The 16,381-nt window shown below is 72.2% G+C and carries 14 protein-coding genes; all 14 read right to left on the reverse strand.

All coding sequences use genetic code 11. The features are described 5' to 3' along the window. Positions 1-69 precede the first annotated feature (69 nt). Positions 70-1,530 (reverse strand): glutamate synthase subunit beta, encoded by a 1,461-nt coding sequence (locus tag LE181_RS06330; RefSeq protein ID WP_225660159.1) that lies wholly within the window; start codon positions 1,528-1,530, stop codon positions 70-72. Further along, positions 1,523-6,079 (reverse strand): glutamate synthase large subunit, encoded by a 4,557-nt coding sequence (gltB, locus tag LE181_RS06335; protein WP_225660160.1) that lies wholly within the window; start codon positions 6,077-6,079, stop codon positions 1,523-1,525. Before gltB ends, LE181_RS06330 begins: the two co-directional genes overlap by 8 nt. Before the next feature lie 367 nt (positions 6,080-6,446). Further along, the gene (locus LE181_RS06340; protein ID WP_225660161.1) at positions 6,447-7,178 is read right to left on the reverse strand and encodes a VIT1/CCC1 transporter family protein; all 732 of its coding nucleotides are present in this window, start codon (positions 7,176-7,178) and stop codon (positions 6,447-6,449) included. Positions 7,179-7,413: 235 nt separating this feature from the next. Next, a complete protein-coding gene (gene lgt / locus LE181_RS06345) occupies positions 7,414-8,442 on the reverse strand; it encodes a prolipoprotein diacylglyceryl transferase (protein WP_225660162.1) in 1,029 nt (342 codons plus the stop codon). 200 nt (positions 8,443-8,642) lie between these two features. Then, entirely contained in the window at positions 8,643-9,428 is a 786-nt protein-coding gene (locus LE181_RS06350; protein WP_225660188.1) for a DsbA family protein, read from the reverse strand. A 65-nt stretch (positions 9,429-9,493) separates the two neighbouring features. Continuing rightward, complete coding sequence (gene trpA, locus LE181_RS06355) at positions 9,494-10,309, reverse strand: tryptophan synthase subunit alpha (protein WP_225660163.1); 816 nt, start codon at positions 10,307-10,309, stop codon at positions 9,494-9,496. Then, positions 10,309-11,553 carry a tryptophan synthase subunit beta gene (gene trpB, locus LE181_RS06360; RefSeq protein ID WP_225660164.1) on the reverse strand — a complete coding sequence of 415 codons (1,245 nt, stop codon included), beginning with the start codon at positions 11,551-11,553 and terminating at the stop codon, positions 10,309-10,311. Before trpB ends, trpA begins: the two co-directional genes overlap by 1 nt. Positions 11,554-11,689: 136 nt before the next feature. Further along, positions 11,690-11,842, reverse strand: a complete 153-nt coding sequence (trpM, locus tag LE181_RS32605) for a tryptophan biosynthesis modulator TrpM (RefSeq protein ID WP_372458261.1) — start codon at positions 11,840-11,842, stop codon at positions 11,690-11,692. A 7-nt stretch (positions 11,843-11,849) separates the two neighbouring features. After that, the gene (trpC, locus tag LE181_RS06365; RefSeq protein ID WP_225660165.1) at positions 11,850-12,662 is read right to left on the reverse strand and encodes an indole-3-glycerol phosphate synthase TrpC; all 813 of its coding nucleotides are present in this window, start codon (positions 12,660-12,662) and stop codon (positions 11,850-11,852) included. Positions 12,663-12,810: 148 nt separating this feature from the next. Then, positions 12,811-13,251 carry a DUF2752 domain-containing protein gene (locus LE181_RS06370; RefSeq protein WP_225660166.1) on the reverse strand — a complete coding sequence of 147 codons (441 nt, stop codon included), beginning with the start codon at positions 13,249-13,251 and terminating at the stop codon, positions 12,811-12,813. 100 nt (positions 13,252-13,351) lie between these two features. Then, positions 13,352-13,579: an HGxxPAAW family protein gene (locus LE181_RS06375; RefSeq protein ID WP_225660167.1), complete on the reverse strand. Its 228-nt coding sequence runs from the start codon at positions 13,577-13,579 to the stop codon at positions 13,352-13,354. 102 nt (positions 13,580-13,681) lie between these two features. Further along, the gene (locus LE181_RS06380) at positions 13,682-14,332 is read right to left on the reverse strand and encodes a TIGR02234 family membrane protein (RefSeq protein ID WP_372458262.1); all 651 of its coding nucleotides are present in this window, start codon (positions 14,330-14,332) and stop codon (positions 13,682-13,684) included. Between the two features lie 82 nt (positions 14,333-14,414). After that, a complete protein-coding gene (locus LE181_RS06385) occupies positions 14,415-15,971 on the reverse strand; it encodes an anthranilate synthase component I (protein WP_225660168.1) in 1,557 nt (518 codons plus the stop codon). Between the two features lie 11 nt (positions 15,972-15,982). Continuing rightward, positions 15,983-16,366, reverse strand: coding sequence for a phosphoribosyl-AMP cyclohydrolase (gene hisI / locus LE181_RS06390; RefSeq protein ID WP_225660169.1), 384 nt, complete (start codon positions 16,364-16,366; stop codon positions 15,983-15,985). Positions 16,367-16,381 lie beyond the last annotated feature (15 nt).

The following is a 16,381-nucleotide window of genomic DNA, read 5'->3' on the forward strand; positions in this document are numbered from 1 at the left end:
CCGAGTGTGCGGCGGGCCGCGCGGCGGCCCGGTGTGGTGAGGCGCCCGGTGTGCCGGACGCCCGGTGGGTCAGACGCTGAGCGCGCGGTCCGTCGGCCTGACGGGGGCCGGCAGGGTGCTGGTCCCGGTGAGGTGGCGGTCCACGCCGCGGGCGGCGGAGCGGCCCTCGGCAATGGCCCAGACGATCAGCGACTGGCCGCGGCCGGCGTCACCGGCGACGAACACGCCGGGGACGTTGGTGGCGTAGTCGGCGTCGCGGGCGATGTTGCCGCGCTCGTCCAGCTCCAGGCCGAACTGCTCGACGAGACCGTTCTGTCGGTCGGTGCCGGTGAAACCCATCGCGAGGGTGACGAGCTGGGCGGGGATGCGACGCTCGGTGCCGGGCTTCTGCGTGAGCTTGCCGCCGGTGAACTCCACCTCGACGAGGTGCAGCCACTGGACGTTGCCGTCCTCGTCGCCCTCGAAGTGGGTGGTGGAGACGGAGTAGATGCGCTCGCCGCCCTCCTCGTGGGCCGAGGTGACCTTGTAGAGCATGGGGAAGGTGGGCCAGGGCTGGCCCTCGTTCCGCTGCTCCCCCGGCCTGGGCATGATCTCCAGCTGGGTGACGGACGCGGCGCCCTGGCGGTGGGCGGTGCCGACGCAGTCGGCGCCGGTGTCGCCGCCGCCGATGACGACGACGTGCTTGCCCTCGGCGGTGATCGGGGAGACCGTCAGGTCGCCCTCCTGCACCTTGTTGGCCAGGGGCAGGTACTCCATGGCGAAGTGGACGCCCTTGAGGTCGCGGCCGGGCACGGGCAGGTCGCGGGAGGTGGTGGCGCCGGCGGCGATGACGACGGCGTCGTAGCGCTTGCGCAGCTTGGCGGCGTCGATGTCGCGGCCGATCTCCACCTCGGTGCGGAACTTGGTGCCCTCCGCGCGCATCTGCTCGATGCGGCGGTTGATGTGCCGCTTCTCCATCTTGAACTCGGGGATGCCGTAGCGCAGCAGGCCGCCGATGCGGTCGGCGCGCTCGTAGACGGCGACGGTGTGGCCGGCCCGGGTCAGCTGCTGGGCGGCGGCGAGGCCGGCGGGGCCGGAGCCGATGACGGCGACGGTCTTGCCGGAGAGCCGCTCGGGCGGCTGCGGGGTGACGTCCCCGGCCTCCCACGCCTTGTCGATGATGGTGACTTCGACGTTCTTGATGGTGACGGGCTGCTGGTTGATGCCGAGCACACAGGCGGACTCGCAGGGCGCCGGGCACAGGCGGCCGGTGAACTCGGGGAAGTTGTTGGTGGCGTGCAGCCGCTCGCCGGCGGCCTGCCAGTCGTCGCGGTAGGCGTAGTCGTTCCACTCGGGGATGAGGTTTCCGAGGGGGCAGCCGTTGTGGCAGAACGGGATGCCGCAGTCCATGCAGCGGCTCGCCTGCTTGGTCACGATCGGCAGCAGGGAGCCGGGGACGTAGACCTCGTTCCAGTCGCGGACGCGCTCGGCGACGGGGCGGGTGCGGGCGACCTCGCGGTCGGTGGTGAGAAAGCCCTTCGGGTCAGCCATGGGTCGCCGCCTCCATCATCTTCTCGTGGGTCTCGGTCTCGGTGAGACCGGCTCGCTCGGCGGCGTCCTTGGCGGCGAGCACTGCCTTGTACGTGGTCGGCATGACCTTGCGGAAGCGGGTCACGGCCGTGTCCCAGTCGGCGAGGAGGCCGGCCGCGACGGTGGAGGCGGTCTCCTCGTGGTGGCGGCGCACCACGTCGTGCAGCCACTGCCGGTCGTCGGCGTCGAGGGTGTCGACGGCGGCGGCCAGCTCCTTGTTGACGTTGTCGGGGTCCAGGTCGATGACGTAGGCCACGCCGCCGGACATGCCGGCCGCGAAGTTGCGGCCGGTGGGGCCGAGGACGACGGCCTTGCCGCCGGTCATGTACTCGCAGCCGTGGTCGCCGACGCCCTCGGAGACGACGGTGGCGCCGGAGTTGCGGACGCAGAAGCGTTCGCCGACGCTGCCGCGCAGGTACAGCTCGCCGCCGGTGGCGCCGTAGGCGAGGGTGTTGCCGGCGATGGTGGAGTACTCGGCGAGGTGGTCGGCGCCGCGGTCGGGGCGCACCACGATGCGGCCGCCGGAGAGGCCCTTGCCGACGTAGTCGTTGGCGTCGCCCTCCAGGCGCAGGGTGACGCCGCGCGGCAGGAAGGCGCCGAAGGACTGGCCGGCGGAGCCGGTGAAGGTGATGTCGACGGTGTCGTCGGGGAGTCCGGCGCCGCCGTACTTCTTGGTCACCTCGTGGCCGAGCATGGTGCCGACGGTGCGGTTGATGTTGCGGATGGGCAGCTGGGCGCGGACGGGCTGGGGGGCCTCGGCGCCGACGGTGTTGAGGGCGTCGGCGGCGAGCTTGATCAGCTGGTTGTCGAGCGCCTTGGCCAGGCCGTGGTCCTGTGCGGTGGTGCGGTGGCGGGCGGCCCCGGCGGGCAGGTCCGGCACGTGCAGCAGGGGGGCGAGGTCGAGGCCCTGGGCCTTCCAGTGGGTCACGGCCTTGCTGGTGTCGAGGAGTTCGGCGTGGCCGACGGCCTCCTCCAGGGTGCGGAAGCCCAGCTCGGCGAGGATCTCGCGGACCTCCTCGGCGATGAACTCGAAGAAGTTGACGACGAATTCGGCCTTGCCGTTGAAGCGCTCGCGCAGGACCGGGTTCTGGGTGGCGATGCCGACGGGGCAGGTGTCCAGGTGGCAGACGCGCATCATGACGCAGCCGGAGACGACCAGGGGTGCGGTCGCGAAGCCGAACTCCTCGGCGCCCAGGAGGGCGGCGACGATCACGTCGCGGCCGGTCTTGAGCTGGCCGTCGGTCTGCACGACGATGCGATCGCGCAGGCCGTTGAGCAGCAGGGTCTGCTGGGTCTCGGCGAGGCCGAGCTCCCAGGGGCCGCCCGCGTGCTTGAGGGAGGTCAGCGGGGAGGCGCCGGTGCCGCCGTCGTGGCCGGAGATGAGGACGACGTCGGCGTGGGCCTTGGAGACGCCCGCCGCGACCGTGCCGACGCCGACCTCGGACACCAGCTTCACGTGGATGCGGGCGGCGGGGTTGGCGTTCTTGAGGTCGTGGATGAGCTGGGCGAGGTCCTCGATGGAGTAGATGTCGTGGTGCGGGGGCGGTGAGATCAGGCCGACGCCGGGGGTGGAGTGCCGGGTTTTCGCGACCCAGGGGTAGACCTTGTGGCCGGGCAGCTGGCCGCCCTCGCCGGGCTTGGCGCCCTGGGCCATCTTGATCTGGATGTCGTCGGAGTTGACGAGGTACTCGCTGGTGACGCCGAAGCGGCCGGACGCCACCTGCTTGATGCTGGAGCGGCGCGTGGGGTCGTAGAGGCGCTCGGGGTCCTCGCCGCCCTCACCGGTGTTGGACTTGGCGCCCAGCCGGTTCATGGCGATGGCGAGCGTCTCGTGCGCCTCCTGGGAGATGGAGCCGTACGACATGGCGCCGGTGGAGAAGCGCTTGACGATGGCGCTGACGGGTTCGACCTCGTCGAGGGGGACGGGGGTGCGGTCGCTCTTGAAGGAGAACAGGCCGCGCAGGGTCATCAGGCGCTCGGACTGCTCGTCCACGCGCTGCGTGTACTGCTTGAAGATGTCGTAGCGGCGGGCGCGGGTGGAGTGCTGGAGCCGGAAGACGGTGTCGGGGTCGAACAGGTGCGGCTCGCCCTCGCGGCGCCACTGGTACTCGCCGCCGATGTCGAGGCGGCGGTGGCTGGCGGGGATGCCGGTGGCGGGGTACGCCTTGGCGTGCCGGGCCGCGACCTCACGGGCGACGACGTCCAGGCCGGCGCCGCCGATCTTGGTGGCGGTGCCGTGGAAGTAGGTGTCCACGAAGGTCTCGTCGAGGCCGACGGCCTCGAAGACCTGGGCACCGCGGTAGGAGGCGACGGTGGAGATGCCCATCTTGGACATGACCTTCAGGACGCCCTTGCCGAGCGCCTTGATGAGGTTGCGGATGGCGTCCTCGGGGGCCAGGTCCGGCAGGAACGTCCCTGCGCGGACGAGGTCCTCCACGGACTCCATGGCCAGGTAGGGGTTGACCGCCGCCGCGCCGTAGCCGATGAGCAGCGCGACGTGGTGGACCTCGCGGACGTCACCGGCCTCGACCAGCAGGCCCACCTGGGTGCGCTGCTTGGTGCGGATGAGGTGGTGGTGGATGGCCGAGGTCAGCAGCAGGGAGGGGATGGGGGCGTGCTCGGCGTCGGAGTGACGGTCGGAGAGCACGATGAGGCGGGCGCCGCCGGCGATGGCGGCGTCGGCCTCGGCGCACATCGCCGTCAGGCGCGCGGCCAGGGCCTCGCCGCCGCCGGAGACGCGGTAGAGGCCGGAGAGGGTGGCGGCCTTCAGGCCCGGCAGGTCGCCGTCGGCGTTGATGTGGATGAGCTTGGCCAGCTCGTCGTTGTCGATGACCGGGAAGGGGAGGGTCACGCTGCGACAGGACGCGGCGGTCGGGTCGAGCAGGTTGCGCTGCGGGCCGAGGGAGGAGACGAGCGAGGTGACGAGCTCCTCGCGGATGGCGTCCAGCGGCGGGTTGGTGACCTGCGCGAAGAGCTGGGTGAAGTAGTCGAAGAGCAGGCGGGGCCGCTCGGAGAGCGCGGCGATGGGGGAATCGGTGCCCATCGATCCGATGGGCTCGGCGCCGGACTTCGCCATCGGGGCGAGGATGACGCGCAGCTCTTCCTCGGTGTAGCCGAAGGTCTGCTGGCGGCGGGTGACCGAGGCGTGGGTGTGCACGATGTGCTCGCGCTCGGGGAGGTCGGCCAGGTCGATGAGGCCGGCTTCCAGCCACTCCCGGTAGGGCTGCTCGGCGGCGAGGGCGGCCTTGATCTCGTCGTCCTCGATGATGCGGTGGCCCTCGGTGTCGACGAGGAACATCTTGCCGGGCTGCAGGCGGCCCTTGCGGACGACCTTGGCGGGGTCGATGTCGAGGACGCCGACCTCGGAGGAGAGCACGACGAGGCCGTCGTCGGTGACCCAGTAGCGGCCGGGGCGCAGGCCGTTGCGGTCGAGGACGGCGCCGACGAGGGTGCCGTCGGTGAAGGTGACGCAGGCCGGTCCGTCCCAGGGCTCCATCAGGGTGGAGTGGTACTGGTAGAAGGCGCGCCGGGCGGGGTCCATGGAGGCGTGGTTCTCCCATGCCTCGGGGATCATCATCAGCACGCTGTGCGGCAGGGAGCGCCCGCCGAGGTGGAGCAGCTCCAGGACCTCGTCGAAGGAGGCGGAGTCGGAGGCGTCGGGGGTGCAGACGGGGAAGAGGCGGTCCAGGTCCCGGTCCGGGCCGAACAGCTCGCTGGCCAGCTGGGACTCGCGGGCGCGCATCCAGTTGCGGTTGCCCTTGACCGTGTTGATCTCGCCGTTGTGGGCGACGAAGCGGTACGGGTGGGCGAGCGGCCAGCTGGGGAAGGTGTTGGTGGAGAAGCGGGAGTGGACCAGCGCGATGGCGGTGGCGCAGCGGCGGTCGGAGAGGTCCGGGAAGAACGGCTCCAGCTGCCCGGTGGTGAGCATGCCCTTGTAGACGATGGTCCGGGAGGACAGCGAGGGGAAGTACGTGTCCGCCTCGCGCTCGGCGCGCTTGCGCAGGGCGAATGCCTTGCGGTCGAGGACGAGGCCGGTCGCCTCGCCGTCGGTGTCCGCCACGAACAGCTGGCGGAAGGCGGGCATGGTGGCCCGGGCGCCGGCGCCGAGGAGCTCGGGGGCGACGGGGACCTCGCGCCAGCCGAGGACGGCCAGGCCCTCTTCGGCGGCGATCGTCTCGATGTGCGAGACGGCGCCGGCCGCGTCCGCGGGCTCGGCGGGCAGGAAGCCGATGCCGACGGCGTAGGAGCCGGCGGCCGGGAGGGTGAAGTCCACGCTCTCGCGCAGGAAGGCGTCCGGGACCTGCAGGAGGATGCCGGCGCCGTCGCCCGAGTCGGGGTCCGAGCCGGTGGCGCCGCGGTGCTCCATGTTGCGCAGGACGGTGAGCGCCTGTTCGACGAGCGCGTGGCTCGCCTCGCCGGTGAGAGTCGCGACGAAGCCCACGCCACAGGCGTCGTGCTCGTTGCGAGGGTCGTACATCCCCTGCGGGGCGGGGTGGGATGCGTGGCGCATCGGCGCTCCCGTCGTCGTCTGGCAGTCATGTCGTGATGCATGTGCCGAGGGACGACGCTGGCCCTCTGCTGAAGAAGGTGGTGCGAAAGGTGGTGCGAGTGGTGTGAGCTACAGGATGAAGCGTTCTCCAGAATATGGAAGACACATTCCACCATGTGGACACATGCGGCCACCGGACGGCGGCCGGATGGCTGCCGGACGTTGCGGTGAGGCGCTCCGGGAACCATGGGATCACCAGGCCCGGCCGCACCGGAAGGAAAAGCGGGACGCGGGCGGCGTTGCCCGCTGCGCTTCCGGATTGTGCCCGGCCACTCAGGGCCTGAAACCGCGCAGAAACGCGTGCGTTATGCGGCAGCCCGCATAAGAATTACCCGACAGCCGTGCCGAAGGCAATACCGAGGAGGTACGTCACACCCGCCGCGGCACCGCCGAGCACCAGCTGGCGCAGCCCGCTGAACCACCACGACCGGGCCGTCACCCGCGCCACGACGGCGCCGCAGGCGAACAGTCCCAGCAGCGCCAGCAGCACCGCAGGCCACAGCTCGGTGGCACCCAGCAGATAGGGCAGGACCGGCAGCAGGGCACCCAGCGCGAACGAACCGAAGGAGGAGGCGGCGGCGACCGTGGGAGAGGGCAGGTCGGAGGGGTCGATGCCGAGTTCCTCGCGGGCGTGGATCTCCAGCGCCTGCTCGGGGTCCTTCGACAGCTGCCGGGCGACCTCGCGGGCCAGCTTCGGCTCGACGCCGCGCGACTCGTACAGCGCCGCCAGCTCCTGCAGCTCGTCCACCGGGTGCTTGCGCAGCTCGCGCCGCTCGACGTCCAGCTCGGCGAGGACGAGCTCGCGCTGCGAGGCGACCGAGGTGTACTCGCCGGCCGCCATGGAGAACGCTCCAGCGGCCAGGCCGGCGAGGCCGGCTATGACGATCGCCTCCGAGGAGGCGGTGCCACCGGCCACACCCGTCATCAAGGCCACGTTGGAGACGAGTCCGTCCATGGCACCGAACACGGCGGGGCGCAGCCAGCCGCCGTTCACGTCGCGGTGCGTGTGATTGTCACGGTGGGCGGCGTGTGTCGCCGCGGCCGTATCCAGGACAGCCATTCTCCGAACGCTCCCTTCCCCAGGGGCACGGGCCCGACGCCCCACCCCTCTGAGATCCGAAGGTACGCACGAACACGGGTGCCCTGCCAGCAAGGAAGGCCGAACTTACCTCTCTGACCTGCGGTTTTGCGGCGGGCTCCGGAAAATTCCCGGGCGGAGGAGGAAACCGGGAAAGAAAACCGGCCCCCACGGACGAGCCGTGGGGGCCGGGGTGACGCAGGGGTGCCGCTGTGCGTCAGAGCTTCTTGGTGCTGCCGGAGGAGGAGTCCTCGGGCTTGGCACCGGCGGGCTTGGCCGCGGCGGGCTTGGCCGCGGCCGGCTTGGCGGGCTCGGCAGACTTGGCAGGCTCGGCAGGCTTGGCGGGCTTGGCGGCCTTGACGGCCTTGTTCCCGGCATCCGCAACCGCATGTGCATCCGCGCCCGCATCCGCGCCCGCGTCCGCATCGGCGGCCGGCTCCACGACGGTCTCCCGCCCGGGGACCCGCTTGGCGGAGATCACGATGTAGGCCACGGCGGCGAGGAAGACCAGGATCGAGGTCCACCCGTTGAGCCGCAGGCCGAGCACGTGATGGGCCTCGTCGACGCGGAGGTACTCGGTCCAGAAGCGCCCGACGGTGTAGGCGGCGACGTAGAGGGCGAAGGCCCGCCCGTGCCCGAGCCGGAACTTCCGGTCGGCGAAGATCACCAGGGCGGCGACGCCCAGGCACCACAGCGACTCGTAGAGGAACGTCGGGTGGTACGTACCGGCGACGCGCCCGATGGCCGGGTCCGCGTCGATCTTCAGCGCCCACGGCAGGTCGGTGGCCTTGCCGTAGAGCTCCTGGTTGAACCAGTTGCCCCAGCGCCCGATGGCCTGGGCGAGGGCGATGCCGGGCGCGATGGCGTCCGCGTAGGCCGGCAGCGGGATCCCCCGGCGCCGGCACCCGATCCACGCCCCGACCGCGCCGAGCGCGACGGCGCCCCAGATGCCGAGGCCGCCTTCCCAGATCTTGAAGGCGTCCACCCAGTTCCGCCCCGAGCCGAAGTACAGCTCGTAGTCGGTGATCACGTGGTAGAGCCGCCCGCCGACGAGCCCGAAGGGCACCGCCCACACGGCGATGTCGGCCACGGTCCCGGCCCGGCCGCCGCGGGCGATCCAGCGCTTGTTGCCGAGCCAGACGGCGACGAAGACGCCGATGATGATGCAGAAGGCATAGCCGCGCAGCGGGATCGGTCCGAGATAGACCACCCCGGTCGAGGGGCTGGGGATGTATGCGAGTTCCATGACAGCTACGAACCTACCCTGTGCCGCCGCCGAGTCCCAGAGCGGCCGCCCCGCCCCCCTTTACTCACGGTAGGCCCGCACCGCATAAGGATCTTGCGGACGATGGCGTCCGGCATCTCCTCGACCACGCCCTTCACTCCGTGGAAGGCCAGGGAGGGGCTGCTGTTCTGGCCACCGACATTACGGAACGTACCCCTCCGCTACTTCTGCGCCTCCGCCACCAGTTGCCGGAACTTCTCCGGCGTCAGCGGCTTCGTCGGGTCGTCGTAGAGGCTCTTGCCGTTGAGGACGACCGTGGGGGTGCCGCGCAGGCCCGAGGTGCTGAAGTTGTCCTGGGACTTCTGGACCCAGCTGTCGTGGGTGCCGTCGTTGAGGCACTTCTCGAAGGCCGGGGTCTTCAGGCCGTCGATCCTGCCGGCCAGTTCCAGCAGCTTCGCCTTCTTGCCGTAGGCGTCGTCGGTCTCCGGCGGCTGGTTCTTGTAGAGCTCGTCGTGGTAGGCGAGGAACTTGCCGGCGTCCTGGGCACAGGCCGCGGCGTTGGCGGCGTTGACGGAGCCGGTGCCGTGGAGGTTCTTGTCGATCAGGGCGACCAGGTGGTACTCGGCCTTGAGCTGGCGCTTGTTCTGCAGGTCGTGGATGGTGTCGCGGAAGCCGTTCTCGAACTGGCCGCAGCCGGGGCAGCGGAAGTCCTCGTAGACGACCAGGGTGGCCTTGGCGGACTGGTCGCCCACCGGGATGGCGAGGTCGTCCTTGCCCGTCGCGCCCCGGGGGGCGACGACCGGGCCGGACGTCTTGCGCTTGTTGTCCTTGCCGCTCGTGGAGCCTGCCACCAGGGCCGCGATGCCGGCGCCCGCGCCGAGGACCGCCACCACCACGACGCCCGCGATCAGGGTCCGCTTGCGCTTGGCCCGGGACTCCTCCCGCTGGCGCTGTTCCTGCAGGCGCTCGCGGGCGCTGCGCTTTCCGTCGCTGTTCTTCTGGCTCACGTCCCGGTACAACGAACCGGGGGTGCGCACCAGCGCACCCCCGGCCGTCGTTTCCTTCAAAAGAGTTACGCGCGCTTGCGTACGCCCTCTGCCAGTTCGCCCGCCAGGGCGCGGACCGCGGCGAGGCCGCTGTCCAGGTCGGAGGCGTCCAGCAGCCGCTTGACGAAGGCCGAGCCGACGATGACTCCGTCGGCGAACTGGGCGACCTGGGCCGCCTGTTCGGCGTTGGAGACGCCGAGGCCGACGCACACCGGCAGCGACGTCACGGCGCGGGTGCGGCGGACCAGGTCCTGGGCCTCCTGGCCGACCGACTCCCGCGTGCCCGTCACGCCCATCAGGGAGGCGGCGTAGACGAAGCCGCTGCCCGCTGCCGTGATCTTGGCGAGGCGGTCGTCGCGGCTGCTCGGCGCGACCACGAACACCGTGGCCAGGCCGTGCTGTTCGGCGGCCTTGCGCCAGACCTCGGACTCCTCGACCGGCAGGTCGGGCAGGATGCAGCCCGCGCCGCCCGCTGCCGCGAGGTCGGCCGCGAAGCGCTCCACGCCGTAGGCGTCGACCGGGTTCCAGTAGGTCATCACCAGGACGGGCGCGCCGGTGATCTCGTGCGCCTCCCTGACCGTGCGGAGGACGTCGGTGATCTTGATGCCGCCGCGCAGGGCGATGTCGTCGGCGGTCTGGATGACCGGGCCGTCCAGGACCGGGTCACTGTGCGGCAGGCCGACCTCGACGACGTCGCAACCGCCGTCGAGCATGGCCGTGATGGCCCGTACGCCGTCGGCGACCGTGGGGAAGCCCGCGGGGAGGTAGCCGACGAGCGCGGCGCGGTTCTCGGACGCGGCCGCGGCCAGGACCGAGTTCAGCAGTTCGATGTTGCCCGCCATCACTCGGCCCCCTCGGCGTCGTTGTCGTACAGCCCGAAGTAGCGGGCCGCCGTGTCCATGTCCTTGTCGCCGCGGCCGGAGAGGTTGACCAGGATCAGCCCGTCCTTGCCGAGCTCGCGGCCGAGCTCCAGGGCGCCGGCCAGCGCGTGGGCGCTCTCGATGGCCGGGATGATGCCCTCGGTGCGCGAGAGCAGGCGCAGGGCCTGCATGGCGTCGTCGTCGGTGACGGCGCGGTACTCGGCGCGGCCGATGTCCTTGAGGTAGGAGTGCTCGGGGCCGATGCCCGGGTAGTCGAGGCCCGCGGAGATGGAGTACGGCTCGGTGATCTGGCCGTCCTCGTCCTGCAGGACGTAGCTGCGGGAGCCGTGCAGGATGCCGGGGGTGCCGGCGGTGAGGGTGGCCGCGTGCTCGCCGCTCTCGACGCCGTGGCCGCCCGGCTCGCAGCCGATCAGCCGGACGCCCTCGTCGGGGATGAAGGCGTGGAAGAGGCCGATGGCGTTGGAGCCGCCGCCGACGCAGGCGACGGCCGCGTCCGGCAGCCGGCCGGCGCGCTCCAGGATCTGGCGGCGGGCCTCCACGCCGATGACGCGGTGGAAGTCGCGGACCAGCGCCGGGAAGGGGTGCGGGCCGGCGACCGTGCCGAAGAGGTAGTGGGTGCGGTCGACGTTGGCGACCCAGTCGCGGAACGCCTCGTTGATGGCGTCCTTGAGGGTGCGGCTGCCGGACTTCACGGCGATGACCTCGGCGCCGAGCATCCGCATGCGGGCGACGTTGAGCGCCTGTCGCTGGGTGTCGACCTCGCCCATGTAGATGGTGCATTCGAGGCCGAAGAGGGCGCAGGCGGTGGCGGTGGCCACGCCGTGCTGCCCGGCGCCGGTCTCGGCGATGACGCGGGTCTTGCCCATGCGCTTGGTGAGCAGCGCCTGGCCCAGCACGTTGTTGATCTTGTGTGAGCCGGTGTGGTTGAGGTCCTCGCGCTTGAGGAAGACGCGGGCGCCGCCCGCGTGTCCGGCGAACCGCGGCACCTCGGTGAGGGCGCTGGGACGGCCGGTGTAGTTGACCATCAGGTCGTTGAGCTCGGCGGCGAAGGCGGGGTCGGCCTTGGCCTTCTCGTACTCGGCGGCGACCTCGTCGACGACGGCGACGAGCGCCTCGGGGATGAACTTGCCGCCGAACGCGCCGAAGTAGCCGGTGGCGGTGGGTACCGATCCCTCGGGGTCGGGGACGAAGAAGTCAGAGGACACGGAGGTACTCCTCATGCGGATCTGTGGGCGATCCGGGTGACGGGCGGGCGGTCGGACGCGAACGCCCGCCGCCGGTGGCCACCTCCTGCCGCACGGCGGGAGGGGCGACGGCGCTGCACCCGGCGATGACGGGAAGCTACAGCTCGGCGCTGCGGCGCCATCGCATCCCGTTGATCTGGCCCGGCTCACAGCCGATGTGGTACCGCACGCGCCGCCCGAGTATGCGGCGCGCGGGCGCACGGCAGCCCCGGGGGCGGCACCCCCGGGCCAGACGCGCGTACGCCCTCATGGCTCGGTCAGCCCCGTCCGTGCTGCCGCAGGGCCGGGTGGGCCCCGGCGGCGACGAGGTCGGCGACGGCGCCCTTGGGGTCACGGCCGGTGACCAGGGACTCGCCCACCAGCACGGCGTCGGCGCCCTCGTTGGCGTAGGCGATGAGGTCGTGCGGGCCGCGCACGCCGGATTCGGCGATCTTGATGATGCCGTCCGGGATCTCGGGGGCGACGCGGGCGAAGGTGCCGCGGTCGACCTCCAGGGTCTTGAGGTTGCGGGCGTTGACGCCGATGATGCGGGCGCCGGCGTCCACCGCGCGCTGCACCTCCTCCTCGTCGTGCACCTCGACCAGCGGGGTGAGCCCGATGGACTCGGCCCGCTCGATGAGGGAGACGAGGGCCTCCTGCTCCAGCGCGGCGACGATCAGCAGGGCGAGGTCGGCTCCGTAGGCCCGCGCCTCCCACAGCTGGTAGGCGGTGACGATGAAGTCCTTGCGCAGGATCGGGATGTCGACCTTGGCGCGGACGGCCTCCAGGTCGGCGAGCGAGCCGCCGAAGCGCCGCTGCTCCGTGAGGACGCTGATGACGGCCGCGCCGCCCGCCTCGTAGTCGGCGGCGAGGCCGGCCGGGTCGGCGATGGCCGCGAGGGCGCCCTTGGAGGGGCTGGACCGCTTGACCTCGCAGATCACGCTGACGTTCTCGCCGCGCAGGGCGGCGGCGCCGTCGCGGGCCTGCGGAGCCTTGGCCGCGCGCTCCTTGAGCTCGTCGAGGCTGACGCGCGCCTGCCGTTCCGCGAGGTCGGCACGGACTCCGTCGATGATCTCGTCGAGCACACTCACGCGAGCGGCCCCCTTCCGGACTCGGCTGGTCTGGACTGGTGCGGCTCGGCACGAACCCACCAGGCAACTGCGATGGTACTTGCCGGAGGGCGAAGGTTTCGCATCCGGTTGACGCAGGTTCCCGTCGTCCGAACCCGCGAGTAACTCCTCAGGGCGCCAGCGCGGCCCCGAACGGGAGGTTCCGCACGGTCGTGAAGGCGAGGACGATCCCCGCCAGCACCCACCAGTGTTTTGCCCGCAAATCGACCGGCATACCCCCACCCGTCCGTACTGCCCGGACCAGCCACGCCCCCCAGAGCACGGCGAAGACGGCATACCCGGCGACGGCCAGGGCGTTGGCGCCCAGCGCGGTGACGAGGTCGCCGTGCGCCAGCGCGTGCAGGCCGCGCAGGCCGCCGCAGCCGGGGCAGTACAGGCCCGTCCAGTGCAGCAGCGGGCAGGCGGGGTAGCGGCCGGGCCGGTTGGGGTCCACGACGGCGACCCACGCGACGGCCGCGCCGAGGCCGGCCGCCACGCCCAGCGGCGCGGCCAGCCCGGCGCACCGGGCGGTCGTACGGGCGCGGCGCGGGCCGCGGGCAGGAGCGCTCACACAGCCGAGTGTCGGCCGGAAAGCACGAAGGCGCAGCTCAGGGCCCGTGTTCTGACGACCGTACGGGCCCGGGCTGCGCCTAGGCGGGGGAAGGAGGGGGTCAGGCCCTCTGCGCCTGGGGCTTCGAGGCGCTCTTGGGGGCCTGGCCCATGCCCATGGAGCGCATGATCAGACCGACGACGCCGCCGAGGGCGACCACGACCATCCCGGCCCAGAAGCCGACGGGCTTCGCCATCACGACGAACGCGCCCGAGATGCAGAAGCCGATGAAGGCGATGGTGACGCCGGTCCAGGCGGCAGGGGTGTGGCCGTGGTCGCTAGCCGACATGAGTTGACTCCTCGTTGCTGTGACGCGCCTGCGGGCGCAGAGATCGCTCGGGGCCATTGTCCCCGACGCCCCGGGCCGCCGTGCGCCGGGGTTGGCCGTGTGTCACCGGCTCGTTCCGCCGGTGGGATCCTCGCCGCGGTCCAGGGCCTTCCACAGCTCCTCGGGGCGGTCCGGGTCGGGGGCGGTCCGGGTGCGGCGGGCGCGGGGCGCGCCCTCGCGCTCGTAGCGGCCGGACATGGCCGGCCAGTGCCGGCCGTAGCGCAGGGCGAGCAGTCCGGCCAGGAGCAGCAGCACGCCGCCGGCGACGGCGACCCAGGGCCAGGCGGTGTGGCCGACGTTCTCGATGGAGGCGCGGGTGAGGCCGGAGACCTTGGCGGCCTTCTCCTCCAGCGCGGCGGTGTCGCCGGCGCCGGTGAGCGCGGCGGCGACGATGCCGGCGCCGCTCAGGGCGAGCAGCGCGGACACCAGCGTGCGGCCGGCGCCGCGCACGGCGAAGACGGCGACGAGGGCGGCGAGGGCGACGATGGCCAGCGCGCCGGGCAGGGCGGTGACGTCCTGGCCGCTGGCGTGCTCCGGGATGCTGCTGCCCTCGGCGACGGGGGCGGTGCCCTCGGACCAGGTGCGGCCGCCGGCCAGCAGGACGAGCGCGGCGCCGGCCGCGCTCAGCAGGAGGGCGACGGCGACGCTGCGTCGGGCGCCACCCGTCGAGTGCGGGGCGGCGGCGGTGCGGGGGTGGGGTACGGCTGCGCTCACGGGTACCACTATCCCCTGTCGGCCGGGGGCCGTGCCCACGGGGGCGTACGTCGGCCGTACGTCCCCGTGGGTCACGTCCGCTCTAGCGCCCGGGCCGGCCGAGGCGGTTCGCCGTGTTCACCGCCCTGAGGACGGCCGCCGCCTTGTTGCGGCATTCGGCGTCCTCGGCGGCGGGGTCGGAGTCGGCGACGACGCCGGCGCCCGCCTGGACGTAGGCGGTGCCGTCGCGCAGGAGCGCGGTGCGGATGGCGATGGCGGTGTCGGAGTCCCCCGCGAAGTCGAGGTAGCCGACGCAGCCGCCGTAGAGGCCGCGCCGGGTGGGCTCCAGCTCCTCGATGATCTGCATGGCGCGGGGCTTGGGCGCCCCCGAGAGGGTGCCCGCCGGGAAGCAGGCGGTGAGCACGTCGAAGGCCGTGCGGCCTTCGGCGAGCCGGCCCGTGACGGTGGAGACGATGTGCATCACGTGGCTGTAGCGCTCGATCGCCATGAAGTCGACGACCTCGACGCTGCCGGGCCGGCAGACCCGGCCGAGGTCGTTGCGGCCGAGGTCGACGAGCATCAGGTGCTCGGCGCGCTCCTTGGGATCGGCCAGGAGCTCCTCGGCGAGCGCCGCGTCCTCCTGCGGGGTGGCCCCGCGCGGGCGGGTGCCGGCGATGGGGTGCACCATCGCCCGCCCGTCCTCGACCTTGACCAGCGCCTCGGGGCTGGAGCCGACGACGTCGAACCCGTCGAACCGGAACAGGTACATGTACGGGCTCGGGTTCGTCGCCCGCAGCACGCGGTAGACGTCCAGCGCGGAGGCCGTGCAGGGGGTCTCGAACCGCTGCGAGGGCACGACCTGGAACGCCTCGCCCGCGCGGATGCGCTCCTTGATGTCGTCCACGGCCGCCATGTAGTCGGGGCCGCCCCAGCGGGCGGTGTACTCCGGCAGCTCCGAGGGCGGCAGGGCGGTGGGCTCGGTGGGGACCGGGCGGCACAGGTCGGCGGCCATCGCGTCGAGGCGCGCGACGGCGTCGGCGTACGCCTCGTCGACGCCCGTCGACAGGTCGTTGTGGTTGATCGCGTTGGCGATCAGCAGGACCGTGCCGTTCCAGTGGTCGAGGACGGCGAGGTCGGAGGTGAGCAGCATGGTCAGCTCGGGCAGGTCCAGGCCGTCGGCACCGCCGGGGTGCTCGCCGATCCGCTCCAGGCGGCGCACGACGTCGTAGCCGAGGTACCCCACCATGCCGCCGGTGAAGGGCGGCAGTCCGACGCCCTCGATGAGGTCGCGCGGGGTGTGCAGGGCCTGCACGGTGGCCCGCAGGGCGGCCAGCGGGTCGCCCGTGGTGGGCACGCCCACGGGCGGGGTGCCCAGCCAGTGGGCCTCCCCCTCGCGCACGGTGAGGGTGGCGGCGCTGCGGACGCCGATGAAGGAGTAGCGGGACCAGGTCCGGCCGTTCTCCGCGGATTCCAGGAGGAACGTTCCGGGCCGTTCGGCGGCGAGCTTGCGGTAGAGGCCGACAGGCGTGTCCCCGTCGACGAGGAAGCGGCGGGTGACCGGGATGACCCGGCGGCCCTTCGCCAGCGTGCGGAAGGTGTCGGCGTCGGGGGTGACATCCCCGCCGGACCCGTGGGCGACAGATGCGGACGTGGCAGCCATGGCAGCGGAGCCTACTGTCCCAGCGGGAGGCTGTCGGCATCGAAGCAGGTGCGGGTGCCCGTGTGGCACGCCGGGCCGACCTGGTCGACCTTCACCAGGAGGGTGTCCCCGTCGCAGTCCAGGGCCACGGACTTCACGTGCTGCGCGTGCCCGGAGGTGTCGCCCTTGACCCAGTACTCCCGGCGGCTGCGGCTCCAGTAGGTGCAGCGGCCGGTGGTGAGGGTGCGGTGCAGTGCCTCGTCGTCCATCCAGCCGAGCATGAGCACCTCACCGGTGTCGTACTGCTGGGCGATGGCGGGGACCAGGCCGTCGGCGCTGCGCTTGAGGCGGGCGGCGATGGCGGGGTCGAGAGCGGAGCGGGCCGTGGGGCCGGAAGGTCGGGCGTTGCCGGTCATGGCCCCATTCTGCCT

The organism is Streptomyces sichuanensis, assembly GCF_020328095.1.
In the GTDB taxonomy this organism is placed as follows: Bacteria; Actinomycetota; Actinomycetes; order Streptomycetales; family Streptomycetaceae; genus Streptomyces; species Streptomyces cinnamoneus.